General features: G+C 70.7%; 17 protein-coding genes and 1 pseudogene. 7 read left to right on the top strand and 11 right to left on the bottom strand.

All coding sequences use genetic code 11. The features are described from left to right. Positions 1 to 57: 57 nt before the first annotated feature. Together ACKTSN_RS10350 and ACKTSN_RS10355 are read right to left on the bottom strand one after the other, a co-directional pair. Positions 58 to 900: an isocitrate lyase/PEP mutase family protein gene (locus tag ACKTSN_RS10350; RefSeq protein WP_409468823.1), complete on the bottom strand. Its 843-nt coding sequence runs from the start codon at positions 898 to 900 to the stop codon at positions 58 to 60. A gap of 55 nt (positions 901 to 955) precedes the next feature. Beyond that, entirely contained in the window at positions 956 to 1342 is a 387-nt protein-coding gene (locus ACKTSN_RS10355; RefSeq protein WP_409468824.1) for a VOC family protein, read from the bottom strand. 71 nt (positions 1343 to 1413) lie between these two features. Here ACKTSN_RS10355 and ACKTSN_RS10360 point away from each other — a divergent pair, with 71 nt between their 5' ends. From ACKTSN_RS10360 to ACKTSN_RS10370, 3 genes and pseudogenes are all read left to right on the top strand, one after another. Then, positions 1414 to 2802 carry a hypothetical protein gene (locus tag ACKTSN_RS10360; protein ID WP_409468825.1) on the top strand — a complete coding sequence of 463 codons (1389 nt, stop codon included), beginning with the start codon at positions 1414 to 1416 and terminating at the stop codon, positions 2800 to 2802. 514 nt (positions 2803 to 3316) lie between these two features. Continuing rightward, positions 3317 to 3454: pseudogene (locus ACKTSN_RS10365) on the top strand (acyl-CoA dehydrogenase family protein); the annotation flags it as partial. Between the two features lie 134 nt (positions 3455 to 3588). Continuing rightward, positions 3589 to 3792, top strand: coding sequence for a hypothetical protein (locus ACKTSN_RS10370; protein ID WP_409468826.1), 204 nt, complete (start codon positions 3589 to 3591; stop codon positions 3790 to 3792). A 187-nt stretch (positions 3793 to 3979) separates the two neighbouring features. Here the strand turns inward: ACKTSN_RS10370 and ACKTSN_RS10375 are convergent, their stop codons facing one another. Continuing rightward, positions 3980 to 5689, bottom strand: coding sequence for a DUF2264 domain-containing protein (locus ACKTSN_RS10375; RefSeq protein ID WP_409468827.1), 1710 nt, complete (start codon positions 5687 to 5689; stop codon positions 3980 to 3982). A 64-nt stretch (positions 5690 to 5753) separates the two neighbouring features. Further along, positions 5754 to 6794: a rhamnogalacturonan acetylesterase gene (locus ACKTSN_RS10380; protein WP_409468828.1), complete on the bottom strand. Its 1041-nt coding sequence runs from the start codon at positions 6792 to 6794 to the stop codon at positions 5754 to 5756. Positions 6795 to 6987: 193 nt separating this feature from the next. On the opposite strand from ACKTSN_RS10380, the gene ACKTSN_RS10385 reads away from it, so the two are divergent. Continuing rightward, complete coding sequence (locus ACKTSN_RS10385) at positions 6988 to 8667, top strand: rhamnogalacturonan lyase B N-terminal domain-containing protein (protein WP_409468829.1); 1680 nt, start codon at positions 6988 to 6990, stop codon at positions 8665 to 8667. 12 nt (positions 8668 to 8679) lie between these two features. Here the strand turns inward: ACKTSN_RS10385 and ACKTSN_RS10390 are convergent, their stop codons facing one another. Next, positions 8680 to 10092: an RICIN domain-containing protein gene (locus tag ACKTSN_RS10390; protein WP_409468830.1), complete on the bottom strand. Its 1413-nt coding sequence runs from the start codon at positions 10090 to 10092 to the stop codon at positions 8680 to 8682. Between the two features lies 1 nt (position 10093). Further along, positions 10094 to 11185: a glycoside hydrolase family 43 protein gene (locus tag ACKTSN_RS10395; RefSeq protein ID WP_409468831.1), complete on the bottom strand. Its 1092-nt coding sequence runs from the start codon at positions 11183 to 11185 to the stop codon at positions 10094 to 10096. 185 nt (positions 11186 to 11370) lie between these two features. On the opposite strand from ACKTSN_RS10395, the gene ACKTSN_RS10400 reads away from it, so the two are divergent. After that, a complete protein-coding gene (locus ACKTSN_RS10400) occupies positions 11371 to 13473 on the top strand; it encodes an autotransporter (protein WP_409468832.1) in 2103 nt (700 codons plus the stop codon). 41 nt (positions 13474 to 13514) lie between these two features. Here the strand turns inward: ACKTSN_RS10400 and ACKTSN_RS10405 are convergent, their stop codons facing one another. Then, on the bottom strand, positions 13515 to 14939 hold the full coding sequence (locus ACKTSN_RS10405; RefSeq protein WP_409468833.1) for an amino acid permease: 1425 nt from the start codon (positions 14937 to 14939) through the stop codon (positions 13515 to 13517). 129 nt (positions 14940 to 15068) lie between these two features. On the opposite strand from ACKTSN_RS10405, the gene mmuM reads away from it, so the two are divergent. Together mmuM and ACKTSN_RS10415 are read left to right on the top strand one after the other, a co-directional pair. Next, positions 15069 to 16001 carry a homocysteine S-methyltransferase gene (mmuM, locus tag ACKTSN_RS10410; RefSeq protein WP_409468834.1) on the top strand — a complete coding sequence of 311 codons (933 nt, stop codon included), beginning with the start codon at positions 15069 to 15071 and terminating at the stop codon, positions 15999 to 16001. A 167-nt stretch (positions 16002 to 16168) separates the two neighbouring features. After that, positions 16169 to 17221, top strand: coding sequence for a LacI family DNA-binding transcriptional regulator (locus ACKTSN_RS10415; RefSeq protein WP_409468835.1), 1053 nt, complete (start codon positions 16169 to 16171; stop codon positions 17219 to 17221). A 29-nt stretch (positions 17222 to 17250) separates the two neighbouring features. On the opposite strand, the gene ACKTSN_RS10420 is transcribed toward ACKTSN_RS10415, so the two are convergent. The 4 genes from ACKTSN_RS10420 to ACKTSN_RS10435 all read right to left on the bottom strand — a co-directional run bounded on the left by ACKTSN_RS10420 (position 17251) and on the right by ACKTSN_RS10435 (position 25390). Beyond that, the gene (locus ACKTSN_RS10420; protein ID WP_409468836.1) at positions 17251 to 18888 is read right to left on the bottom strand and encodes a carboxylesterase/lipase family protein; all 1638 of its coding nucleotides are present in this window, start codon (positions 18886 to 18888) and stop codon (positions 17251 to 17253) included. A gap of 92 nt (positions 18889 to 18980) precedes the next feature. Further along, a complete protein-coding gene (locus tag ACKTSN_RS10425) occupies positions 18981 to 20237 on the bottom strand; it encodes an alginate lyase family protein (protein WP_409468837.1) in 1257 nt (418 codons plus the stop codon). Between the two features lie 26 nt (positions 20238 to 20263). Further along, on the bottom strand, positions 20264 to 23593 hold the full coding sequence (locus ACKTSN_RS10430; RefSeq protein WP_409468838.1) for an alginate lyase family protein: 3330 nt from the start codon (positions 23591 to 23593) through the stop codon (positions 20264 to 20266). 15 nt (positions 23594 to 23608) lie between these two features. Continuing rightward, positions 23609 to 25390, bottom strand: coding sequence for a putative Ig domain-containing protein (locus tag ACKTSN_RS10435; RefSeq protein WP_409468839.1), 1782 nt, complete (start codon positions 25388 to 25390; stop codon positions 23609 to 23611). Positions 25391 to 25395: the final 5 nt, after the last annotated feature.

The following is a 25395-nucleotide window of genomic DNA, read 5'->3' on the forward strand; positions in this document are numbered from 1 at the left end:
CTGGGTCGACAGCCGGAGTTGAGTCCAAAGGGTCTGATACCCACGAAAACCTCAACTCTACCAGTCCGCCCGCCACGAGGCAGTGTCCCCGGTCTCACTCCGCCCGGCCGGGGACCGGCAGCCGCTGAACGCCTGTACGTCGGCGTACGTCGGCACCGTGCCGTGGGGCGGGCGGCCCGCCCGTACGTCCGCGAGCGTCTCCAGAGCGGCGCCCAGGGCCCGCCGGTACAGCAGCGAACCGAGGCTGATGCGGCGCACACCGAGGTCGGTGAGGTGGGCGATGGTGGGGCCGGTGGGTGAGTACAGGATGTTGAGTGGGGCGTCGAGGTGCCGTACGAAGGTGGTGATCTCGGCGGGGTCGGTGAGGCCGGGGACGAACACGCCGTCGGCTCCCACCTGCTGGTAGGCGTCGAGGCGGGCAAGCGTTTCTCTTCGGTCGCCGTCGCCGACCCAGTACGTGTCGGTGCGGGCGTTGACGAAGAGTCCGGGGGCGGCCGACTTGACGGCGGCGATCTTCGCGGCATGACGGGTGACCGGCCCGAGCCCGTCTTCGAGGTTGATGCCTACGACCCCGACGGCCGCCAGTTCCCGCGCGAACTCCGCCACCTCGTCCGGATCGTCGCTGAAACCGCTCTCCGCGTCGACGGAGAGCAGGAACGGCTCCGTACCGAGAGCGAGGGCGAGCCGGAGCGTCTCGTCGCGGGTCGCGGACGCACCGTCGGGAAGTCCCGCGGCCGCGGCCACGGCGAGACTGGTCGTCCCGATCGCGGCGAAGCCCTGCCCGGCGAGGATCCGCGCCGAGGCGTGGTCCCAGGCGTTGGGGAGCAGCAGGGGCTCGGCGGCATGATGGAGAGCGGCGAAGTCACCCACGGCGGAGTCCTCCCGGACGGTTCCGGTCATGCCGCCACGCTAGGGGCACCTCACTTCGGCGCCGACCGAAGTGTGCGCGAAGCCGTCAGTCCCCGCGTTCGGCCGCGCTGCGCTCCACACAGAACTCGTTGCCCTCCGGATCCGCGAGGACGGCCCAGCCCGTGCCGTCGGGGTTGCGGCGGTCGTCGAGGAGCGTGGCGCCGAGGGCGAGGATGCGGTCGACCTCCTCGTCGCGGGTGCGGTCCTGCGGCTGCAGGTCGAGGTGCACGCGGTTCTTGACGGTCTTGGTTTCCGGCACGGTGATGAAGAGGAGGCCCGCACCCTCGATCAGCGCCTCCGCGTCGCCGGGCTTGTCGTCCTCGTGCATGGGGAGGTCCAGGACCTGCGACCAGAAAGAGGCGAGTTCGTAGGCGTGGGTGCAGTCGATCGTCGTGTGGCGGATTCTGGAAGTCGTGCGGGGATTCTTGGGCACGCCGATGATCCAGGCAACGCAAGAGCAGGCAATGGCGGCAACCTTTCCTGCTCCGGTGACGACAGGAAGGCATGACTTCAGCAAGACCCACCACACGTCACCGCCGTATGCGGGGAGCCCGCAAGCCCCGGATCGGCGGTCTCGCCGCCACCGCCGCTCTGGTCGGCGCGTGGTACGCAGCAGCCGGGGCTGCGACGACCACCGCCGACGGTCTCGCCGTGACCAGCACCGCCGTGAGCCTGCCGGCCAAGTTCCCCTACCTGTCAGCGGGTTACAACAACACCCGCGAGTGGACACGTACGGCGACGGCCGTCGCCCCCAACGGCACCCTGCGCGTGGCCTGGCCCGCCTCGGACGGCATCCACGTCACCCCGCTCACCTCCGCCGGGAAGCGCTCGGGGGCGGACACGGTCGTCAAGGGCGCCAAGGAGGTCGGCGGGCTGGTCGCGCACAACGACGGCTTCGCGCTGCTCACCCGGGTCTCCGACACCAACAAGTGGAAGGAGACGGCGGCCGCGATCGTCCGCTACGCGGGCGGGAAGAAGACCTGGACCACCAAGCTCACCGGCACCTCCACCAATGACACGGCCCCGCTGCTCGACGGTCAACTCACCTGGAACGGCAAGAAGTACGGCGCGTACTTCGTCGTGCACGGCGCCGGAGGCTTCGCCGACGGGCACTACGGCGACAAGTTGACGTACGTCAGCGCCAAGGGCACCAAGCTCGGCGGCGGTTGGAGCTGGGGGTGCAGTCACAACGAGGGCATCGCACTGCACGCCGAGGCCTCCGGCGCGTTCACCTCCCTCTGTTTCGACGACTGGCGTTCGGGTCTGTTCGTGTCGACGGGCATCGGCGCGCCGGACACCGCACCGGTCGTGCAGCGCGAGCAGTGCTGGGCGGGGTACTGCGGCGGGACGTTCGCCGGCCGTACCGGCGATCTCGTCAAGTCCTCCACCGGCCGCTACGCGACCGCCTTCGCCTCCCGCGGCGCCGCCTCCGCCAAGAAGAACCCGGACGACGCGAGCGGTCGCGGCTGGACGGTCAAGCCGAGGACGAGCACCCACCAGGTGGCCGTCGCCTTCCTCAAGAATCGCAACTCCGGCCCCGGCAAGGCGATCTACCTCACCGGTGCGAAGGGCACCGAACACATCAACGTGCGTATCGCCCCGTACGGCAAGGACCGTCTCCTGCTGTCCTGGGAGTCCCTGAAGAACGCCAAGTGCGCGAGCGGCACCTGCACCGGCACCTTCACGGGCACGCACCTCAGGCTCATCGACTGGAACGGGAAGTTCCAGAGCGCGGACAAGGTGGTGAACGCGCGGCTCACGGGCGACATCGCGGTCCAGAAGGACGGGACGCTGACGTGGGCGTACGCCCCGGTCACACCGTCGTACACGACCGCGCTCACCGGCGCGTCCCCGACCTCGACGAAGCTGAGGATCGCCCGCCTCACTCCGTGAGAAGGGTTCGGGTGGGCAGGCTGATGGTGGAAGGGTGGTCGGGGTCGTGGAACACGTGCTGGCTCGCGGCTTCGAGTCGGGTGACGGTGACGCCTGAGAGTTCGTCGGCGTGTGCGACGCCGCTGAGACCGTCACAGATGTTCGTCGAGCGGCCTGCGGTATCGACGTCGCAGACGCGGACGAACACATCGGCGTGGGGGCAGGCAAGGGGGAGTGCCGGTGAGCCGGAAGGTGCCGCTGGGCGAGGGCGAAATGGCCCGGACCGCGTGTGCTGTTCGTCGCGCCGCGCTCGTCCTGGACGCTGCTCGACGACTGGTACGGCACCCTCGGCCTGTGCGGCAGCGGCTCCAACAGCCTCCGCTTCGACGAGGCCCGCATCCCCACCCACCACACCCTGGAGGGCATCCTGCTCGACCTGCCCGTGGAGGGCGGCACGGTCGGCTCGGAGCTGCACGGCCAAGCGATGTACGCAGGGCGCCCGGCCAGCTTCTTCCAGGGCGAGATGGCCGCCCTGATGATCGGAACCGCGTACGCGGCCGCCGACGAGTACGCCCCGATCATCTCCGAACGGCGGCTCATCATGGACCCCAGCCGCACCCGCGCCGACCTCCACGACTACCAGCGCCACCTCGGCGAGGCGCTGGCCGCGATCCGCACGGCGGACGCCGCGATGCGCGCCACCGCCGACGACTGGATGGAGGCCTGTGCCGACAACGTGTCGGGCCGGGCCCCTTCACCACCGCCGTGGACGACCGGCTCGCGCTCGTCCACCTCACCGCCGGGCGCATGGCCTGGGAAGCACTGCAGGGCCTCCTGTTCCGCACGGCGGGCTCCCGGCACGCACGCGACGGCGAGCGCATGCAGCGCTACTTCCGGGACGCCGCCACCATGTGGACACACGTCTGCAACAGCATGCCCGAACCGATAGCCCGCCGCGTCGGCCGCGCCCGCCTCGGTCTGCCGTCGGACGACATCCCGCTGGTCTCCTGATCCCCTGCTCCCCGGACTCTTTCGTCCTCCAGCGGCCGGGGCGATGACAATCGTCCCGCCGCGCTGGCGGTCGGCTGGGGCGTCGACCGGCTCGCGTATGCCGTAGTGCCCGACTCCGAATCGCTGTGGGCCGAGTACGCCGTCTACGCACTCTGGACCGCGGCGGCCCTGGCGACGTTCGTTGCGGTCACTCGTCCGCCCCGGCCGCGACGCTGAGCCACTCGCCCCCTCCGGAGTCACCCAACCGCACGCCCACCTCCGGCCCGTCGCTCCAGCGGACCCGCACCTCCCCCTCGCCGTCCGATCGCACGGACACCGTCTCCTTCAGCGGAACGGGATCCTGCTCGGCCGTGAGCCGGGCGAGCGCGACGAAGACGGTGGCCTCCTGACCCGTGACGCCGGTGAGGTCGTCGTCGAGGCCGACGGCGGGCAGCAGTTCGGCCCGGACACCGTCCCGCGCGGCCCACCCGGTCACCCGCACCGGGGTGCCGGGCTCCGCCCCCGCCACAAGGAAGGCGCGCACCTCCACAGCGCCGCGTGTCAGCACAACGCTCGTCACCCGAGCGCCGGAGGACGCCCTGTGCCGCGAGGCCGCCCACCCTTCGCCGACGCCCAGCGGTTCGATGCCGGTACGGCTCGGGTCGTCGCCGACGATCAGGCTGTTGTCGTACGACGCCGACGGCTCCGTCACCGTCGAGTACGCGAGGCGCGTGTAGTACGGGTCGTAGCGGGCGTCCTCGCTGCCGTGGTTGTGGAGACGGACGACGCCGTCCGAACGCGTGGACTGGAGCAGCCAGTTGGGGGCGGCGATCGCCGTGACCGCGTCCTCGCGCTCGGCCGGGCCCTGCTCCTCCGCGGCAGTCCACACCTCGTGGTCGGGCGGGAGCAGCAGGCCGAGGAAGCCCTTGCTCGCCCAGTACGGTGAGGCGGGGCCCGAATAGCCTTGCAGGACGCGGGAGTCGGGGCCGTGCCAGCCGAGCGTGAGCAGGCCTCGGGAGTCCACGGCTCCCCGGTCCAGGAAGTACTTCAGCGCTCCGGAGGCCAGTCGCCTCGTCTCCCCCGGCGACAGCGGCGTGTGCCCGGTCAGCGCGCCCAGCCACAGCGGAGCGGTCGTGGCGAAGCGGTAGGTCAGCGACCGGCCTTGGTGCATGGGGGCACCGTCGCCGCCGAACAGGCGGGCGTAGTCGTCGAGATGGCGGAAGAGCCGGCCGCCGTACAGGTCGAGCAGCCGGGCGTCCTGCGCCAGCCACGCGTGCAGCACCGGATACAGGTGCATCGCCCAGCCGTTGTAGTAGTCGAACTTGCGGCCGTCGCCGTCGGTGTACCAGCCGTCCCCGACGTACCACTTCTCGATCCGTTCCAGGCCGCGGTCGATCGCGTCGCGGGACGCCTCGGCCTCGTGACCGATCTCCTGGAGGAAACCGGCGACCGTGACCGGGAACAGCTCCCAGTTGCAGGGCCAGGCCTCGGCGGTCAGCGCGTCGCCGAGCCAGGCCGCCGCCCGCTGTCGTACGCCGTCGTCCAGGCGGTCCCACAGCAGTGGCCTGGTCAGTCGCAGCGCGAGGGCGATGGAGGCCGCCTCGACGAGCGGCTGGCTGCGGTCCTCGATGCGGGGCCAGACGCCGCGGACCCCGGCGGCGAGTCCGTCGGCGTACCGCTCGAGCGCGGTCTCGTCCCTGCGGAAGGCCGCGAGGAGCAGCGTACGGGCGTACCCCTCCAGGCCGTCGGAGAGGCGGCCCGACCAGCTCTGACGGTCACCGGGGAAGTGGTAGAGGGCGTGGTCCTCGGTGGCGTACGGCGCCACCGCGGCGAGCAGGGCGTCCGCCGCCGCCTCCCAGTGGGCGCGGGTGTAGCCGGTGTGCGGGCTGAGGGCGCGGTCGTCCTTGGGCAGATCCATCGGAAACGGTTTCCTTCCACCTGGGCCTGGGCCGCCCCGGTTCCGGTCAGGGCGGCCCAGGGGTTTATCCCACCCTCACCTTGCCCTCGGGCACCAGATGCTGGGCGACGAGTTCATCACGGACCAGCTCGGCGTACGCCGTGGCGCCACGCACCGAGGTGTGGGTGTTGTCCCGTTTCTCGTTGTAGAGGTACAGCGCCTTGGAGCCCTCGACGCCCAGCGATTCCACCAGCGCCTTCGTCTTCGCCGTGAGGTCGATCAGCGGGACGTCGCGTTCGGCGGCGACCGAGCGGATGACGGCCGGGTGGTCGACGCCGAGGCCGTTGACGAGGAGGGCGGTGCCGTTGTTCAGGGTGCCGTCGGCGTTGAACCAGCGTCGCACGATGGGGGTGACGAGGACGGGCCGGCCGCCCTTGGCGCGGACGCCGTCCACGAGGGCCTCGAGGTTGGCCCGGTAGGTGGGCTCGTCGGTCGTCTTGTCGTTGTGGGCGAGCTGGACGAGCACGAGGTCGCCGGAGCGGATCTGCGGCTGGACGGTGGCCCAGAGCCGGGTGTCGGACAGGTACGTCACCGTACTCTCGCCGGAATCCGCGTAGTTGGCGACCGACAGGCCCTTGCGCAGGTACTGCGGCAGCTGCTGGCCCCAGCCGTAGTAGGGGTCGCCGGGCTGGTCGCAGACGGTGGAGTCGCCGACGAGGAAGATCTGCCGGGCGTGCCGGGCAGGAGTGACGCGGATGTCGGCGAGGACGGGGGCCGAGCCGCCGATGGCGAGGTCGAGGCCGGGGGTGCCGTCGGAGCCGGTGGGCTCGCCCTCGGGTGTGCGGACGTTCACCGTGAAGCTGCGGGCGGCGCGTTCACCGGCCGCGACGGCCGTCTCGGGGAGCAGGGCGCGCCGGGTCTCGCCGCCGATGCTGGTGCTGGACGCCGTCTCGCCGCCGAGGAGGACCTGGACGTCGTAGGTGCCGGGCGGGACGTCGAAGTGGCAGGTGGTGGCGGTGCAGTTGGCCGCCCCCGAGTCGCCCTCGGGGGCGGCGTGGGCCGGTACGGCCGTCAGGCCGGCGCTCAGGGTGACCGCCGCCAGGACGGCGAGGTGGAAACGTCTCATGTGCGACTCCTCCGACAGGTCGACAAGGCCCAGCGGCTGGACCGTACCGCTCTCGGCAAGCGCTTTCTAGTCCCTGAACTCGATTTCGCGGGGCGGACGACGATCCTTCTGCGAAAGCCCTTTCGCGAATTCGGTTCGACTGTCACCCTGCGATGCACCCGCACCCCCCGCACCTCCCGAAGGAGGCACCCCCATGTCCGGATCCGTGAACCGACCGGTCCGACGCCGCACCTTCGTCCTCGGCGCCGCCGCCACCGCCGGCACGGCGGCGCTCGCCGGCCCGCTCGCCCAGTCGGCGTCCGCCGCTGCCTTCGGCTGGAGCGACGACGGCTCGAACTACGTCGTCGACACCGGCGCCAGCCTCGTCTTCAAGGTCAGCAAGACCAACGGTGATCTGACCTCGCTGGTCTACCGTGGCGCGGAGTACCAGGGCTACGGCGGCATGAACTCGCACATCGAGTCCGGCCTCGGCAGCTCCACCGTGACGATCAGGCAGTCCGGTTCGACGATCCTGATCTCCGTCACGTACGGCACGCTCAGGCACTACTACGCGGCCCGCAGCGGCGAGAACAACATCTACCTGTGGACCAACAAGGCCGACACCTCGGTTTCGGCAACCCGTTACATCCTGCGCGTCAGAAAGGGCCTGTTCCTCAACGACGAGCCCGACTCCTACACCTACGCGCCCACCGCCATCGAGGCCTCGGACGTGTTCGCGAAGTCCGACGGCCAGACCCGCTCCAAGCACTACTCGAAGCTCCGGGTGATGGACTACGACTACATCGGCTGGACGGCGGGCGGCGTCGGCCTGTGGATCGTGCGGAGCAACCACGAGAAGGCCTCCGGCGGCCCGTTCTACCGCTCCCTCCTGCGCCACCAGAGCGCGGACGGCGGCGGTCTGTACGAGATCCTCTACTACGGCCAGAACCAGACGGAGGCCCAGCGCTTCGGTCTCCAGGGGCCGTACGTCATCGCTTTCACGGACGGCGGGGCACCGTCCTCGGCGTTGTTCCCGGGCACGCTGACCACCCCGTGGGCGGATTCGCTCGGAATCTCCGGGTACGTGGGCGCCGCGGGCCGGGGTCGGGTGGCGGGCGTCGGCATCAGCGGGCGCGACACGGCGTACCCGTACACGGTGGGTCTGGCCAACTCGGCGGCGCAGTACTGGGGTTCGGCGCGCGCCTCGGACGGTTACTTCTCCATCGGCGAGATCCTTCCGGGGACGTACACGCTGACCGTCTTCAAGGGCGAACTCGCCGTGTACACCTCGTCGGTGACCGTGAGCACGGGCGCGACGACGACCCTCAACACGATCGCGATCCCGTCGTCGAACGACCCGAGCAACGCAAGCGCGATCTGGCGGATCGGCGACTGGAACGGCACACCCAGCGGCTTCAAGAACGCGGACCTGATGACGTACGCGCATCCGTCCGACGTCCGGGCCGCCTCCTGGACCGGCAACGTGGTGATCGGCGGCGGCAGCGAGACGTCCGCCTTCCCCTGCTACCTGTGGAAGGACGTCAACAGCGGGCTGATCGTGTACTTCCGGCTGACGGCCGCGCAGGCCGCCGCCGCGCACACCCTGCGGATCGGTGTGACGACGGCCTACGCCAACGGCCGGCCGCAGGTCGTCGTCAACGACACCTGGACGTCGGCGATCCCCTCGCCGCCCACCCAGCCGAACACGCGGTCGCTGACCAACGGCTCATACCGGGGCAACAACCACACGTTCACCTACAGCGTGCCGGCGTCCGCCTGGCTGACGGACACCGGCGCGTACAACACGCTGAAGATCCATGTGGTGAGCGGCTCGGGGGCGACCGGCTATCTCAGCGCGGGCACGTCGATCGACGCGATCGATCTGCTGGCCTGATCCCGAAGACGGTCATGTCCCGCGCGTCCACTGCTGGTTGGTGCCTCCGTTGCAGGTGTACGTGATGAGCGCGGCGGAGTTGGCGGTGGACGCGCCGGACACGTCCAGGCACTCGCCGGTCGCGCGGGACCTGACGTTCACGTAGCTGCCCGTGGTGGTGAGCGACCACTGCTGGTTGGTGGCCGACGCGTTGCAGTTCTCCTGGGTGACCGTGCTCGCGTTCTCCTGCACGCACAGGGAGCTGTTCCTGACCATCAGCCGGTAGTAACCGCTTCCGACGGATTTGAACCAGTACTTCTGGTTGTTGCCACCGTTGCAGTCGTACTGCTTGATCTGGGCGCCCTGCCACAGCGACTGGCTGGTCACGTCGGCGCACTTGGAGCTGTGCCGGGCGATGAGCGTGTCGTACGTGGCGCTCGTCCCGCTGATCGTCCCGGCCGCCGCGTCGATGGTGACCTCCGGGGACCAGGACATCGACACCGAGGTCGAGGTGGGGAAGGTCAGCGGGAGCCAGACGTAGCGGGAGTCGTTGACGGTGCCGCCGAAGGAGTTGCCCCAGCGGTCGCCCAGGTACAGGTACGAGGTGCCCGAACTTCCCTGCACCGGAAGGACGTACGTGGTCTGGGAGCCGTATGCCGTCGAGTCGCCGACGTTCGTCATCGCCGACCAGGGGCCCGCGAGGTTGGTGGCCGTCGCGTACTGCTGCTGGTTGGGGCTCCAGCCGGTGGCGCCCGACGTCAGCATGAAGTACACCCCGTTGCGCTTGAACAGCGCCGGGGCCTCGCGGTGTCCGCCGTGCCAGGGGTCGGCGACCAGGGTCGCGATGCCCGTGTAGTCGCTCGTCAGGCGGTAGATGTGCAGGTCGTAGTTCTCGCGGGCGGCGGAGACCATGTAACCGGTTCCGTCGGTGTCGACGAAGACCGTGATGTCCCGGGACATGTGCTGGCCGAGCGGGCGGAAGCTGCCCTGCCAGGTGTAGTTTCCGTCGACCGTGTCCGAGACGGCGACGGCCGCGCGGGCCTCGCTGTAGTCCGAACCGTTTTCCTTGTGCATCCACATCACGAACTTGCCGGTGGACGCGTTGTACATGACCTTCGGCCGCTCGATGTTGGCGACAGCGAGCTCCGGGTGGGTGGACTGGGTCAGGACATGGTTGCGGAACTCCCAGTTCTTCAGGTCGGTGGAGCGGTAGGCGTCCACGTACCGGAAGGTGTTGTCGGCGTTGCGGTGCTCGCCGAACCAGTAGTAGTAGGAGCCGACCTTGATGATCCCGCCGCCGTGGGCGTGCACGGGGTTGCCGGAGGTGTCCGTGAACTGGGTGCCGTTGGCGACGGTCTGGGGTGCGGCGTTCGCCGGGGCGGCGGTGACCAGGGCACCGGCGAGGGCACAGCACAGCGCGAGGAGGATCGCGTACGCGCGTCTCATCTCACGCCCCCCGCCGCAGCGCGGTGTCGGCGACGGGAACGCCGAAGTCCGGGGTGCCGTCCGGCTTCCAGCCCAGGGTCTGGACGCGGGTGTGGCGGTTGGGGTCGTTGAGCGGGTCGCCGTTGATCTCCTTGTACTGGCGGGCGTGGTAGACGAGGACGTCGGTGCGGCCGTCCTCGGCGACTGTGAAGCAGTTGTGGCCCGGGCCGTACTGCTTGGTGGTGTCGTTGGTGGTGAAGACCGGGGTCGGGGACTTCGACCAGTTGGCCGGGTTCATGAGGTCGCTGTCGGCGGGGGCGGTGAGCAGGCCCATGCAGTAGTTGTGGTCGGTGGCGCTCGCGGAGTAGGTCATGAAGACGCGGCCGTTGCGCTGGAGGACGTACGCGCCCTCGTTGACCTTGTATCCGATGCACTCCCAGTCGTACTCGGGGGTCGAGAGCCGGACCTGGGGGCCCGTCAGGGTCCAGGGGTTCGCCATCTTGCTCAGCCACAGGGCCGTGTTGTTGTCCATGCCGGGCTCGTGCTGGGCCCAGGCGAGGTAGCGGGTGCCGCGGTGGGTGAAGGTGGTCGCGTCCAGGGAGAAGGTCTCCCAGGCCGTCTTGATCTGGCCCTTCTCGACCCAGGTGCCGCGGAAGGGGTTGGGGTTGGAGTTCTCCAGGACCCAGATGCGGATCTGCCACACGTCCTCGGCGGGCGCGGCGGCGAAGTAGATGTACCACTTGCCGTCGATCCGGTGCATCTCAGGCGCCCAGATGTGGGCGCCCATGTCGCCGGTCGGGTGCGCCCGCCAGATGACGGACTCGGCGGCGGTCGTGAGGCCGTTCAGGGTGCGGGAGCGGCGCAGGATGATGCGGTCGTACTCGGGGGCGGTGGCGGTGAAGTAGTAGAAGCCGTCGGTGTGGCGGGTGATGTGCGGGTCGGCGCGGTGGGGGACGAGGGGATTCACGTAGGGGCCTGCTGCCTTCGGCTTCGCGGTGGGGGTGGCTGCCAGGGCCGTTGCGGGTGCGGCGGCCAGGGCACCCGCGGCGAGGGCGGCACCCTTCAGCACCAGTCGGCGGTCGGGGGTGGGGGGCAGGTCGTCGGCGCGGCTCATGCGGACTGCCTCTCGGTCGTCTCACAGGTTTCGGTTCGAGATTTCGTACGACATCTGTCATTCCGAACGCCGAAAAGGTAAAGGTGTGTTACGAGGAGGTCAACGGGTCCGGGGGGACAAAAGAACGGGGAGATTGAAGGCGCAAGTTTTTGTTATCGGCCGCCGGTTCCCGCCGTCTCCCCCAGGTGCGCAGCCAAATCCACAGGACAGCAGCGGCCGCCGGCGCCCTCGCGGCGGTCGCCCTCATGGTCACCGTTCCCCCGGCGGCGGCCGCAGGCCCGCGGGACGTCACCGCGGACGTGCTCGCGGACCGGGACGTGACGCTCACCGGCGACACGGTCGTCACCGTCCCGTCCGGGACGACGACGTACGACGGCGTCTTCCGCGGCGAGGGCACGCTCACCGTGCGCGGCAGCGGGACGCTGATCCTCACCAGGGACAGTGACTTCACGCTGCCCGAGTCCCGGCGGCGGCAGAAGGTGAGCGTCCTCGGCGGCAACCACCCGTACGTCACGACGACCGACCCCGACCCGCCCGCGGTCACGGTCGAGCGGGGCGCCACCCTCCAGTACGGCAACGGCGGCACGAGCGGGCTGATCGGCCACTTCCCGTACAACACCCCGGCGTTCCGGCTGAACCAGGACAACATCCGCGTCGACGGCACGCTCCGGCTGTCCCTGAAGAGTGCCTACAACCTGGGCACCATCAGCGGCTCGGGGCTGATCACCCAGCCGAGGTTCCTCTGGGGCACCTGGGACCTGTCGGGCACCCACCCCTTCTCCGGGGTGATCGACAACGGTACGCAGGTCAACGCCGGACGGCCGGAGTTCGCGACGTCGCTGCCGAACGTACGCAAGATCCTCAACCAGGGCACGTACACCGTGGACACCCCGCTGGGTCGGACCGTCACCATGGGCATGGACTTCTACCAGCGTGAGTACGGCAGCGACATCAACGTCCAGTCGCGGCCGGGCAGCAAGGTCGTCCTCACCGGCCAGTACAGCTGGTCCGACCAGGGCGGCGACACCGACCCCTCGCTCAGCGACCCCGCCCTGAACTGGACGCCCGCGCGCAAGAACGTCAACAAGCGCGGCACGAATATCAAGGGCGCGAACGTCCAGTGGGGCGACGGCACGACGAACAAGATCTTCATGCCGGGGACCGCCGAGACGGTCTACATAAACCTGCTGGCGGCTCGGTCGCGTTCCCTGCTCACCTTCGACTACAACGGGCCGGTGACGCTGGGCGCCCCCATCGGCGGCGGCCGGTTCCACGACACGCTGGCCGCGCCCGGCGTCGGGGATGTCGTCATCGCGGGAACGCGCGGGAACGACGTGACCTTCGCGGCGAAGCAGTACTACGACGGCTCGACCACCGTCGAGAAGGGCGCGGTGCTGCGGCTGGGGTCGGCGCAGGGTGACGGCTCGCTGTGGATGGACGGCGACCTGTGCCGGGTGGTGAACGACGGGACGCTCGTGGTGCGGAACGCGTCGACGCCGACCTCGCTGTCCCGGGTCAGCGGCTCGGGGGCGTTCGTGCAGTCGGGCGCGGCGACGACGACGCTGGCCGGGAACGGGGTGACGTACACCGGCACGACGACGGTCAGGAAGGGCACGCTGGCGCTGCGCTCGGGGGCGACGCTCACGAAGAGCAGGGCGATCCGGCTGACGTCGGCGGGCGCGCGGCTGGACGTCGGTGCGTCGGGGCTGCGGGTGACGACCACACTCACCGGCAAGGGCACGGTGAAGGGGGCGGTGACCAACGAGGGCGTGGTCACGGGCGGGCTCACGGTGACCGGGGGCTTCACGCAGCGCGCGGCCGGTCAACTGGTCCTGGGCGCCAAGCCGTTGAAGGTGGCCGGCGGGGCGGTGCGGCTGGTCGGCGACCTCGACCTGTCCGCCGCCGGGAGGGACCCGGAGCGCAAGATCACGGTCCTCGACAACAAGGGCCGGGGAACGACGAAGGGCGCCTTCGAGGGCCTGCGCGAGGGCGCCAGGGTGAAGCTCGCCGACACTGTCTACCGCATCACCTACCGGGGCGGCGACGGCAACGACGTTGTCCTCACCGCCGCCGCCACCAAGAGCGCGTCAAAGTCCCCGGCCGCCGACACACCCGCATCCGACGCGTCGACACCGGACACGCGCGCCGCGAGCGCCGCCGACGACTCCGGGCTGGGCCGGTGGCCGTATGTCCTCGCCGCCGGAATGCTGGGCGGCCTTCTGGTCCCGGCGACGCGTCGCACCCGCCGCGGACGGCGGCGCAGCGGACGGCACGCCGCGCGCGGGTGACCCCTGGTCCGCGTCGACCGGTCGGTGATGTACAGGGGGCATCACCGACCGGTCGACGCCTGGCATGCCGCGCCAGGCTCACTGTCCGCCTGGCGGGTCTCCCCCAGCTCCTTGGCCTCCCGGCGTCCACGCAGCCACACGTACACCGGGATACCGGCGAAGAGGAACAGCACGCCCTGATAGACGGCCGCATAGCCGGCGCCCGCGATCAGCCAGAAGGCGAAGGCGAACGAGAGGGCGGCGACGAGGAGGTCGCGGACCAGGCGGGCGGGGCTGATGTGTGCGCGGGAGCCCTTGGCGAGCCAGTAGAGCTGGGCGGCGGCCGAGAGGAGATACGGGACGCAGCCGGTGAACGTGGTGATCAGGACGAGGACACGGAAGGTGGTGTCCGGGCCCGCCGTGTAGTTGAGGGCGATCAGGATCGTGCCGAGGACCGCGCAGGCCCAGATGCCGAAGCCGGGCACCCCGCCCTTGCCGACGCGGGCGAACGGCGTCGGGAAGAGTCCGTCGCGGGCGGCGGCGTACGGCATCTGCGCGGCCAGCAGGATCCAGCCGTTGAGGCAGCCGACGATCGACGCGACGGCGACCAGTGCGATCGCGGTGCCTCCCCAGGTGCCGCCGGTGATCGCGTTCACCGCGTCGGCGAACGGGGCGCCGGAGTCGACGAGTCGGTCGTGCGGGACCAGGCCGAACACGGCGACTGTGCCGAGGATGTAGACAAGCGCGGACGCCAGCGTGCCGAGGACGCTGGCCCGGCCCACCGTGCGTTCCGGGTCGCGGACCTCGCCCGCGCTGACCGCGGCCGACTCCACGCCGAGAAAGCTGTACAGCAACAGCGCGGCCGAGGCGGCGAGCGCGCCGGAAACGCTCTGCCCGGAGGCGTTGAACGGGCCGAAGTTGTCGGCGTCCACGAAGAAGAGGCCGACGGTGGCAACGAGCAGCAGCGGTACGAACTTCAGGATCGTGGAGATCACCTGGACCGCGCCGACCGCACGCGTGCCGGCGAAGTTCGCCGCGGCCGGCAGCCACAGCGCGGCGAGGGCGACCACCGCTTCCAGGGCGTGATTGCCGTGCAGGGGGATGAGGACGTCGACGTAACCGACCACGGCGACGGCGAGCGCGGCGATGCTGACCCAGCACATCGTCCAGTACGACCAGGCCGACAGGAATCCCGCGAACTCGCCGAACGCGTCGCGCGGGTAGACGTACAGCCCGCCGGTGACCGGGCTGCGCCGGGCCAGCTTGCCGAAGAGCAGCGCGAGCAGCACCGCGCCGACCGACAGGACGAGGAAGGCGAGCAGGCTCACCGTGCCGTACGGGGCGACGGTGGCGGGCAGCGCGAAGATGCCGCCGCCGATGATGTTGCCCATGACGAGGGCGGTGGCAGCGGTGAGGCCGAAGGTGCGGCGGGGGGACGTCGGCTTCGCCTCGGTGTCGGAGGCTTCGGTGGTGCTGGGGGCGGTCATCGTGCTTCCCGTACGGGTGGGAGGGGGCTGGGAGGGCGTGATCGTAACCCGGCATCCCGCATGGTGGGCGACCTGTTCACTTACTGGACTCAATCGGCTGCCGTCCACCCCGTCGACTAGCGTCGTGACATGACCAGCGACACCAGCGAAAACCCGCTCAGCCTTACCGACGCCCTCGCCGCCGGAACGGTCGTCCTCGACGGCGGCATGTCCAACCAGCTCGAGTCGGCCGGGCACGATCTGAGTGACGAGCTCTGGTCGGCGCGGCTGCTCGCCGAGCGCCCCGAGGCGATCATCGAGGCGCACCTCGCCTACTACCTGGCGGGCGCGAACGTGGCGATCACCGCCAGCTACCAGGCCACCTTCGAGGGATTCGGCAAGCGCGGGATCAGCCGCGAGCAGGCGGCCGAACTCATCGGCCTGAGCGTGGAGTTGGCGCGGGATGCAAGATCGCAGGCCCGGGCGAAGGGGGTCACGCGCCCGCTGTGGGTGGCGGCCTCGGTCGGCCCGTACGGGGCGATGCTGGCGGACGGCTCGGAGTACCGCGGCCGCTACGGGCTCACGGTGAACGAGCTGGAACGCTTCCATCGCCCCCGCCTGGAGGTGCTGGCGGCCGCCGCGCCGGACGTCCTGGCGCTGGAGACGGTCCCCGACGCCGACGAGGCGACGGCCCTGCTGCGGGCGGTGCGCGGACTCGGGGTGCCGGCCTGGCTGTCGTACACCGTGGCCGGCGACCGCACCCGCGCCGGGCAGCCGCTGGAGGAGGCCTTCGCCCCGGCCGCCGACGTGGACGAGGTGATCGCGGTGGGCGTGAACTGCTGCGCGCCCGAGGACGTGGACGCCGCGGCGGAGACGGCGGCGCGGGTGACCGGCAAGCCGGTGGTCGTCTACCCCAACAGCGGCGAGAGCTGGGACGCGGAGGCCCGCGCCTGGAGCGGCCGCTCCACCTTCACCCCCGAACAGGTCGAGGGCTGGCGCTCCGCCGGGGCCCGGCTGATCGGCGGGTGCTGCCGGGTGGGGCCGGAGGCGATCACGTCGATCGCGCGCACGCTGACGGCCTGACCGACGGTTCGTCGGCCGTCGGCGTCCTGGCCCTTCCCCCTCCCGCCGCTCACCTCGTCCTGACCCCTCCGCGCTGCTAGCCTCACCGCACCGGGAACCGGTTTCCATCGTTGTTGCCGCAGTTCCCGGAGGGGGCGCAGGGATCGGGGAGAGGGGCGGGGTGGGGTATGACGCGCAAGAGTGGGAGCGCGAGCCGGAGCACGATCCGGGACGTGGCGTTGCGGGCGGGGGTGTCCGCGTCGACGGTGTCGCGCGTGCTCGGCGGGGCGTACCCGGTGAGTTCGGCGACCCGTACGCGGGTGATGCGGGCCGTGCGCGACCTGGACTACGTCGCCGACGCGCGTGCCAAGGCGGTCGCGGGCGTCGGGACGCCCACGCTGGCGTTCGTCCTGGAGGACATCACCGGTCCGTCGTTCGCGCACATGGCGCACGGCGTGGAGCGCGAGGCGACCCGGCTCGGTCATCTGTGCCTGGTGTGCAGCACGGAGGGCGACGTCCGGCACGAGCTGGACTTCGTGGAGATGATGCGCGCCCAGCGGGCCGCCGCGGTGATCCTGGTGGGCGGCGGCGCCGACACCCCGGAGTACCGCGAGCGCACCCGCCGGATGGCCGACTCACTGGCTTCCGCGGGTTCCCGGCTCGTCCTGTGCGGCCGCCCGCCGCTGGGCCCGGGGGCGCCGGTCACGGTCATCGAGTACGACAACGAGGGCGGCGCCTACGCCCTGGTCGCGCACGTCCTGGCCCAGGGCCACCGGCGGATCCTCTTCCTCGGCGGCAAACCCGACCACAGCACCGCGCTGGGCCGCGAACGCGGCTACCTCGCCGCCCACCGCGCCCGCGGCGTCGACCCCGATCCGGCCCTGCTCCTGCACGGCGACTTCACCCGCGACTCCGGGCACCAGCTGATGCGCCAAGCCCTCGCGGAGGGGCTGGAGTTCACCGCGGTGGTCGCCGCCACCGACATGGTCGCGGCGGGCGCGCTCACCGCTCTGCACGAGGCGGGCCTCGACGTCCCCGGTGATGTTTCGCTGGCCGGTTACGACGACATTCCCTTCGCCCGCGACCTGCACCCCGCCCTGACGACGGTGCACGTCCCCTACGAGGAACTGGGCCGCCTCGCGGTCCGCACCGCCCTCGGCCACACCGCGGACGCCCCGGCCGAGCATCTGCTGCTGGGCACGCATGTCGTGGTGCGGGACTCGGTGCGGGCGGTGGGCTGAAGCCCCCGTCGCCCGTAGTCCGGCCTCGGTCACTGCCGACGGACGCCGCTCGAGCGACGGAGCAGGCGTGCGACCGACCGCAGTTCCGCACGGCGCGCGGCCGCACCGTCGGCAGTGACGGCCGGGGGCGCGGATTCCCGAGCCGTGGCGTCGGCCGTCCACAGGGCCAGCTCGCGGTCGCGCGGGCCGTACACGGTGTACGGCTCTCTCAGCGCCCTCTGCTCCCCCGCCGCCCCCCGATCATCGGCCTCCGCCGGCTCGGCTTCGCCGAAGATCCGCACCGGATGGGTGGCGTCCCACGCCTCCCAGCCCGGGTCGCCGTCGGCCGCGAACCGCACCCACGCCTGGTGCATCGCGTCGGCCAGCTCGGTCGGCGCACCCCAGCCCGCCAGCTTGGCCGCCTCGGGCACCTCGCCGGTGTGGAAGACGAAACCGAGTTCCAGGGCGTGGCAGGCGCCGAGGCCGGGCAACAGGGAGGGCCAGGCGAACTCGTAGACGTACGACGATCCGGGACGGGCGTCGGCCAGGCGGTGCAGCGGAATGCGCAGCAGGTGGTCGGTGACCAGCTGGCCGACGATCTCCGCGGTGCCGGCCTCGGGGCGCAGGGCCCGGTAGCCGCGGGGGACCCCGTGGCCGCAGTGGCAGCGGGCCATGGCGCCGGCCAGGGCGACCGCGCCGAGCCGGTCGACGCGCTCCAGCAGCCCGCCGGGCACGAGCCACAGCCGGTACTCGTCGCGGGTCCAGCCCATGAGCAGGTCCACGCCCTCGGCGACCCGGCCCTCGACCAGGGCCTGAAGGGGATCGCGGGGAACGATGTCGTCGTCGACGACGATCCCGAAGGCCGGCCCGCCCAGCACGGGGCTGCTGAGCCGTCCTACCTCGGCCTGGATGCGCAGCAGCAGCTCGCGGTCGACGGCGGCGAAGGCCTCGGCGGTCGCGGGCACCTTCAGCCGGGTTGCCATCCGGCGCACCATCCGCCGTACCTTGTCCCGCTCGGCCGCCTCGGGCGGCCCGCTCTGCAGGACCGCGCGCCGGAACAGACCCTGCGCCTGCGGGGCGGCGATCAGGGCGCCGATGCTGATCGCGCCCGCCGACTGTCCGCAGAGGGTCACCCGGTCGGGGTCACCGCCGAAGGCCTCGATCGACTCGTGCACCCAGCGCAGGGCGGCGAGCTGGTCGCGCAGGCCGGGATTGGCGGGGGCGTCGGGAAACAGTCCGTAGCCCTCCACTCCGAGCCGGTAGTTGAGGGAGACGAGGACGATCCCGTCGCGGGCGAAGGTGCGTCCGTCGTACACGGGCACACACGACGAACCTCTGGTCAGGGCCCCGCCGTGCAGCCACACCAGGACCGGGAGCCGGACGCCGGGGCCCGGCTCCGGGGTCCATACGTTCAGGTTGAGGCAGTCGTCGCCGGGGACCACCGGGTCCGACAGGTACTGGGCGAAAGCCTCCGAGTAGGGCGGTTTCGGCGGCGTCGGCCCGAAGGCGCCCGCGTCCCGCACACCGTCCCAGGGCTCGGGCGGCACCGGGGGCCGGAAACGGCGCGGCCCGAAGGGGGGTGCGGCGTACGGGATGCCCCGGAACACCGCGATCGAATGCTCGTACCGGCCGCGTACCGCCCCGTACGGCGTGCTCACCACGGGGCCCGTCAGGTCTGCTGCGGTCATCCGCCCACCAGCCCTTCGCCGTGCTCGTGCACCGTTCACATCAGAGCATCACATCGCTCGGAGGTATTCCGGTGCACGAGCCGGTTCAGCGCCTATTTGGCGTACATCAGCGTGCCGAAGCCGAGCTGGTCGAAGCCGCCGCTGGTGGAGCCGTAGTCACCTCCTCCGCCCTCGGGGGCGACCGAGAAGCACATCTGGGAGATGTACCTGTCGTCGAGGTACAGGCGCCGGTTGTAGTGGTAGTGGAGCATGGCCCAGACGGGGCGGACCTGGCCGCGGGAAGCGGAGCTGATCACCGTCTGTGACTGCTGGGCGCAGTTCTGGCCGCTGCCCCAGGTGTAGGTGGTGAAGGGCACGTTCATGCCCAGGTTGTACTTGGCGACGTACTGGGCGGCCTTCATGAAGCGGCGGCCGTCGTAGGAGTACAGGTCGTCGCCCTGGTTCCAGGCCATCTCGCACAGGGCGCCCATCTGGCCCATGCCCATGATGCTGTGCGCCTGGTCGCGGCCGGACTCCTGCCACTGGCCGAGATCGTAGCCCTCGACGTTCGAGTACAGGAATGGCACCGCGCGCCGGATGGCGCCGTTGCCGCCGCCGTTCTTGAAGTAGTTGACGGCCTGGTCGTACTTGGCGCCGTCGTCGCACAGGATCCCGATGGCCATGATCGAGGCCATGTTGCACAGGTCCCAGTTCGCCCAGTAGTTGGTGATGCAGGCGTCGTTGTGCTCGCGGAGGAACCGGTCGTTGAGCGGGTAGAAGACGTTGAGCATCATCGTCTTGAACCGGTTGAGGTCGAACCCGGCGTAGCCGCGCATGAGCTCGGCGACGTTCGCGAACTGCCAGCCGTAGAGGCCGGCGGCCAGGTACCGGTCGGCGTTGCCGGTGATCTCGGTGAGCGTGGACGACCAGGCGTTGAGGATGCGCACGGCGCAGTCGCCGTTCGCGGCGGTGCCGCCCACGTGCCAGCGCAGCGCGTTCTGGTAGGCGGCGTGGATGTCGTTGTAGAGCTGGGGGTAGTTCTGGCCGTCGCCGCCACGGATGATCGTGGCCGTGGGGCGGGGCGTCCAGGTGGACTGTGAGTGGGAGTTGGCGGTCAGCCGGTTCCAGCCGGACAGCCAGGGGTCGTTGCCCGCGGCTGCCCTGACCTTGGCCCGGTTGATGTCGCCCCAGTTGTGCAGCATGCCGGGGTGGGTGAAGGTCGCGGGGGCCGCGTCGGCCGTGCTGCCCGTCAGCACGGCCGCGGACCCGCCGACTGCGAGGGCGGCGGTGAGGCCGCCGGCGGTCTTCAGCAGACCGCGGCGGCTCAACTCTGGTGTGTGGAGGTGCCTGTGGGGGGAAGTGCGGCTCATTCGTGCATCTCCATTTCTTGGAGGATCTACATGGCGGTGATGCTCACCTCGTCGAACTCGGTGGTGCTGCGGACCAGGGGGCTGCGGGAGCAGACCACGAGGCCCACGTAGTAGGGGGCGTCGCCGAAGCCGGGGATCTCTCCCTCGGCGAGGGGGGTCCAGCTGACGCCGTCATCGGTGGACAGGGCTGCGGTGAAGGCGGTCCCGACGCGCTTCAGCCGTAGCAGGCTGGGGAGTTGGGCCGTGCCATTGCCGGTGAACGTCGACCGGCCGGCCACGGTGGTGCGCAGCATGAGCTGCGCGGTCGTCCCGCCGGAGACGATCGCCCCGGCGGCCTGGTCGAACGGCGACAGGGACTTGGCCATCAGCAGGCCCACCCGGTCGCCGCTCGCGCCCGTGCGGGAGACGAGCCGGGCGGTGATCTCGCAGTCGCCGGTGACCGGGCGGCGTACGAACTGGCCTGTCATTCCCTGGTTGTTGATGGTCAGATCGGTTCCGGCACCGCGCACCACGAAGGTCCCGTCTTCGTATGCGGTGCTGCCGGGGGTGCGGACGTACACCACGCCGTAGGCGCCGAGCTCGCGCTCGTCGAGTACGACGTCGCCGAGGTCGCCGTACGACCAGGGTGCGGGCGGTGGGGTGCCGACGGTGAGCGTGAGGGTGGAGGTGGCGGTGCCCGCCGCGTTGGCCGCGGTGGTCGTGACCGTGAACTCTCCTTTCTCGGTGGGTGTTCCGGAGATCAGGCCGGTGCGCGGGGCGAGGCGCAGGCCGTCGGGCAGGCCGCGCGCGGTGAACCGTACGGGCTCGTGCGCGGCCCTCAGCAGATGACGGAACTCGTCGCCCCGGTTCGCGAAGGCGGTGTCCTGGGAGACGAACTCCGGCTTGGCGGGAGTCGGCATCTCGGCGTGCGCCGGAGCCGAACGCGGGCCGCGTCCGCCGGAGTTGGTCTTGACGACGGAGTAGTGGTACGTCGCGCCGGGTCTGCCGGTGGCGTCCGCGTACCGGATGCGGGTGCCGAAGCCGACCGGGCCGACACCGTTCGCGAGCGTCGTGTACGGGCCTGCCGCGTCCGTGGCCCGCAGCACCGTGTACGTGGCCGAGAGGTCCGGGTCGCTCCAGCTGAGCTCGACGGCGTCGGCGCCGGTGGCCGCCCGCAGGTCGGTGGCGGTACGCGTGGGGCGTGGCGTGTGCCAGACCTCGCCGGTGGCCGACGACGTCACGCTGACGTTGTCGAAGGCACCGGTGCCGGTCTCGGCGTACGCCTCGTCGACGCCCAGGCAGGAGGTGAGGACGAGACCCGCGTACGTCGCACGCCCCAACTCGACCTCGGTGGAGCCGACTTCGGTCCACCGGATGCCGTCCGGGGAGAGGGACCCGGTGCAGCGTCGGCCCTTGCGTTCCACGCGCACCCAGTACGGCATCCGCAGCCGGTAGCCGTCGCCGGCGCCCTCGACGTACGGCGCCTGAAGGGGGGTCGCCGACTCCGGCAGCGCGCCGAGGTCGGAGATCGGGAACGCCGCGGCGCTGGTGATCGCCTGCTGCTGGGACGGCGGCACGGGCGTGCTGCCGGTGCCGGAGACGGATGCCCCGGCCGACGGGCGGACGCTCCACACGCCGCTCCAGGTGTGCAGCGGCAGCCCCTGGATCAGCATCGAGGCGTGCGCGGCGTCCGGGTCGAGGGAGTCGCGGACGGTGACGCCGATCTTGGAGTACTGGGAGCTGAGCGGGAACACGATCCGCGCGGTGACCACACCGTCGCCGTGCAGCGGCAGGTGCGCCAGCCGGTAGGTGTCCGCGGTGCCGCTCGCCTCCAGCACGAAGCGCTCGCCGTCGAAGGCGGCGGAGCCCGGGATCCTCACGTTCCCCAGGTCCCGGGTCGACCAGGGCTCGGGGAGGCCGGCGGTGGCCGCGGTCCAGGCGGAAGCCGCGCTCGTGCCGAGGGAGTTGGTGGCGGTGACCGTGTAGTAGTACGTCCGTCCCGGGCGGACGTCGTGGTCCGTGAACCTCGGCGCCCCGACCCCGGACGCGAGCCGCTCGTACGGTCCCTCCGGGCTGGTGGCCCGCCGGACCGTGTAGCCGGTCGCCCACGCCGACGGCAGCCAGGACACGGTCACGGCGTGGTCGTCGCCGACCGCGGTGATCCCGGCGGGTGCCGTCGGCGCGGCGGGTGAGGCGGTCTCCGTCCCGGCGTAGGTGAGCGTGCCCCAGCCCGGGTGGTCCTCCTGGTAGCCCTCCACCACGCGTGCTCCGTCCGTGCCCCGGAAGATGACCTCCTCGGTGTAGGGGGCGGGTTTGCCGAGGCGTCCCGCGTAGTGCGCGTACGCCATCTCCCACAGCGGCCGGATCGCTCCGCGCTGCCGGTCGGAGACGGTCAGCTTGATGTACTTGCCGGTGCGGTCGAGGTCGGGTGTGAACGGTACGGAGTTGTCGCCGAGGTTGTAGCGGGCGAAGTACTCGAAGTTGGCGAGGATCCGGTCGTCGGCAAAGCCGTACAGGTCCACGCCCTGCTGCCAGGCGACCTCGGCCGCGTCCGCGAGCAGGCCGACGGCGAGCTGTTCGTGGGCCTGGTCGCGGCCGGACTCCTGGCCCTGACCCGCGGCGGTGACGATGCGGTGCAGCACCGAGCCGTTGCCGGACCCGGCGGCCGCGAACCGCAGGGCGTCCTCGAACAGCACCCGGTTGTCGCAGAACACGGCGATGGCGAGGATGGTGCGCAGTGCGGCGATGTCCCAGTTGCCGTTGGCGTACAGGCAGTAGCCGGACAGGGCCGGATACCAGACGTCGGTGAAGGAGCGCTCGCAGCGCAGCACGGACTCCTGAGGCCAGCCGTCGTAGCCGGTGTGCCGCAGGATCTCGGCGGCGTTGACGAACTTGAAGCCCTGGATCCCGGCGCCGAGTTGGCCGTCGGCGCCGGTGATGCCGGTGAGGGAGGCGGCCCAGACGTCGAGGATGTCGCGGGCCTTGTCGGCGTGGCGTACGTCGCCGGTGACCGCCCACATCAGGGCGTTCTGGTAGGCGGCGGCCGCGTCGGTGACGGCCTGGCTGGTGTTGTCGGTGGGGCCGCGGCCCCAGGTGGTGATCTGTCCGGTGTTGCGGACGGCGTAGGTGTGCTGGGAACGGAAGTCGGCGGCCAGCGCGGCGAAGCCGGAGGCGATCGGGTTGCGTCCCTGCGCCACCGCGGACTTCATCCGGGCCAGGCCGGCCCGGGAGTGCAGCAGACCGGGGTGTGCGAAGGCGAACGCCGCTTCGGCGGCCTGGGCCCACGCGGGCGTGGCGGCGGCGGACAGCAGTCCGCCGCCGGCCACGGCCGCGAGTCCCGCCGTGCCGAGGAGCGTCCGTCGGCTGAAGGAAGGCACGGATCAACTCCTGGCTTACGGGTTCTGCACGGTCATCTGGAGGGCCTTGGTGGCCGTGCCCGCGCTGTTGGTGGCCGAGACAGTGACCGTGTAGGTGCCGCGTTCCTGCGGGGTCCCGGAGATCAGTCCGGTCTTCTCGTCGATCCTCAGGCCCTCCGGCAGCCCCTCGGCACCGAACGACGTCGGCAGCGCGGTCGCGGTGACGAGGTGGTTGAAGATCCGCTTCTTGGTGGTCGTCACCTCGCCCGCGCTGGTGATCTCGGGTGCCACGGTGGCGGCCGACGTGGCGGCGTCCAGGAAGCGGAGGTCCTTGACGTGCTCGTTGACGAACATCGGGACCATGTCCGGGATCAGATACCAGCCGGGCTTGCGCATCTTGTCGTGGATGACCGTGCCGTTGATCTGCAGGTTCTGGAAGGTGAGGTTCTTGATGGCGCGGTCCGCGTCGTAGCCGACGACCATCGGCATGATGGCGTTCTTGCCGTCGTAGGTCAGGTTCCGGACGTAGACGTCCTGGATGCCCCGGCCGGGCGTGGCGTTGTACCGGTTGGCCATGACCCGCATGTTGAACAGCTGGCCCCAGGTGAAGTCCTCCACCCGGACGTCCTGGATGCGCACGTTCCGGATGAGGTTGCTGTCGCCGGGGTTCAGGGCGAAGCAGCCCTGGTAGAGGACCTGCGGTTCACGGTGCTGGAGGACGTCGATGTTGCTGAAGACGATGTTCTCGATGACCTCGGGCTTCTCCGGGTTGCCGTGCGTGCCCATGTTCACCGGGTGCGCGACGTCCGCCCAGAGGGTGGAGTTGCGGACGGTGACGTTGCGGCAGTCGCCGTAGTAGTCCCAGCGGTGGGCGTAGATGGCGATGCAGTCGTCACTGTTGCGCATCCAGACGCCCTCGATCAGGACGTCCTCGCTGCTGAACACGTCGATGCCGTCGCCCCACTGGCCGCTGCTGTAGGAGTGCAGGTTGCGGACGGTGACCTGCTTCGACTGGCCGATGGTGCAGGAGTAGCCGGTCTTGAGGTTCATGACGAGGATGCCGTCGATCTCGATGTTCTTCGAGAACGCCACCGTGGTGCCGCCGTCCGTCTCGGCGATGATGCCGCGGCCGATCAGCCGGGCGTTCTCGACCTTGTTGAACGACACCTGGGCCTTCAGCACGGCGCCGCCGGCCAGGTAGACCGTCTTCCCGCTGGGCACCTGCAGCACGTTGTTCGGGACGGTGTGGATACCCGGGCCGAAGTAGATGACGTCCTCGTCGTCCTCCTCGGGCCGCCTCTTCTCGATCGGGTTGGCGTGCAGTTGCAGGTTGCCGTAGATGTCACCGTCGATCTCGACCGAGAGGTTGCGCGGCTCGGTGAGACTGAAGGTGATGGTGTCGCCGCTCACCTCGTGCGCGATGTCGTACGACAGCGGGCGGATCCGCGCGGAGGGGATCGTGCCCTTGGACCAGGTGACCTGCACCTCCACGGTGCCGGTGAAGTCGAGGCTGGCGACCGAGGTGTGCCGGATGATGCCGGAGCCGGTCTTCTCGTTGATGGTCTTCGTCCCCGCGCGCAGGACCGGCACCGGCTTCCACTGGCCGCCGGGGGTGCGGGCCTTGACGACGTAGGTGGTGTTGATCGGCAGTGCGCCCGGGACGGGGTGGATCACCAGCCGGTCGCCGGCCTCCGGTCTGTCCTCATCCGCTGCCGCGGTGCCTGCAGCCGCTCCGATCAGGGAGTAGGCCGCCGCGGCGGCTCCCGCGGCCTGGATGACGGTGCGCCGGGTCAGGCCGGTGCTCTGGGTTTCGTTCATGGTGA

The organism is Streptomyces flavusporus (assembly GCF_046267975.1).
Taxonomy (GTDB): domain Bacteria; phylum Actinomycetota; class Actinomycetes; order Streptomycetales; family Streptomycetaceae; genus Streptomyces; species Streptomyces flavusporus.

What these genes read in the sequence shown, in the direction of transcription:
- ACKTSN_RS10350 (WP_409468823.1), bottom strand. Translation starts at nt 900, where the DNA reads ATGACCGGAACCGTCCGGGAGGACTCCGCCGTGGGTGACTTCGCCGCT.
- ACKTSN_RS10360 (WP_409468825.1), top strand. Translation starts at nt 1,414, where the DNA reads ATGACTTCAGCAAGACCCACCACACGTCACCGCCGTATGCGGGGAGCC.
- ACKTSN_RS10370 (WP_409468826.1), top strand. Translation starts at nt 3,589, where the DNA reads ATGGCCTGGGAAGCACTGCAGGGCCTCCTGTTCCGCACGGCGGGCTCC.
- ACKTSN_RS10375 (WP_409468827.1), bottom strand. Translation starts at nt 5,689, where the DNA reads ATGGATCTGCCCAAGGACGACCGCGCCCTCAGCCCGCACACCGGCTAC.
- ACKTSN_RS10380 (WP_409468828.1), bottom strand. Translation starts at nt 6,794, where the DNA reads ATGAGACGTTTCCACCTCGCCGTCCTGGCGGCGGTCACCCTGAGCGCC.
- ACKTSN_RS10385 (WP_409468829.1), top strand. Translation starts at nt 6,988, where the DNA reads ATGTCCGGATCCGTGAACCGACCGGTCCGACGCCGCACCTTCGTCCTC.
- ACKTSN_RS10390 (WP_409468830.1), bottom strand. Translation starts at nt 10,092, where the DNA reads ATGAGACGCGCGTACGCGATCCTCCTCGCGCTGTGCTGTGCCCTCGCC.
- ACKTSN_RS10395 (WP_409468831.1), bottom strand. Translation starts at nt 11,185, where the DNA reads ATGAGCCGCGCCGACGACCTGCCCCCCACCCCCGACCGCCGACTGGTG.
- ACKTSN_RS10405 (WP_409468833.1), bottom strand. Translation starts at nt 14,939, where the DNA reads ATGACCGCCCCCAGCACCACCGAAGCCTCCGACACCGAGGCGAAGCCG.
- mmuM (WP_409468834.1), top strand. Translation starts at nt 15,069, where the DNA reads ATGACCAGCGACACCAGCGAAAACCCGCTCAGCCTTACCGACGCCCTC.
- ACKTSN_RS10415 (WP_409468835.1), top strand. Translation starts at nt 16,169, where the DNA reads ATGACGCGCAAGAGTGGGAGCGCGAGCCGGAGCACGATCCGGGACGTG.
- ACKTSN_RS10420 (WP_409468836.1), bottom strand. Translation starts at nt 18,888, where the DNA reads ATGACCGCAGCAGACCTGACGGGCCCCGTGGTGAGCACGCCGTACGGG.
- ACKTSN_RS10425 (WP_409468837.1), bottom strand. Translation starts at nt 20,237, where the DNA reads ATGAGCCGCACTTCCCCCCACAGGCACCTCCACACACCAGAGTTGAGC.
- ACKTSN_RS10435 (WP_409468839.1), bottom strand. Translation starts at nt 25,390, where the DNA reads ATGAACGAAACCCAGAGCACCGGCCTGACCCGGCGCACCGTCATCCAG.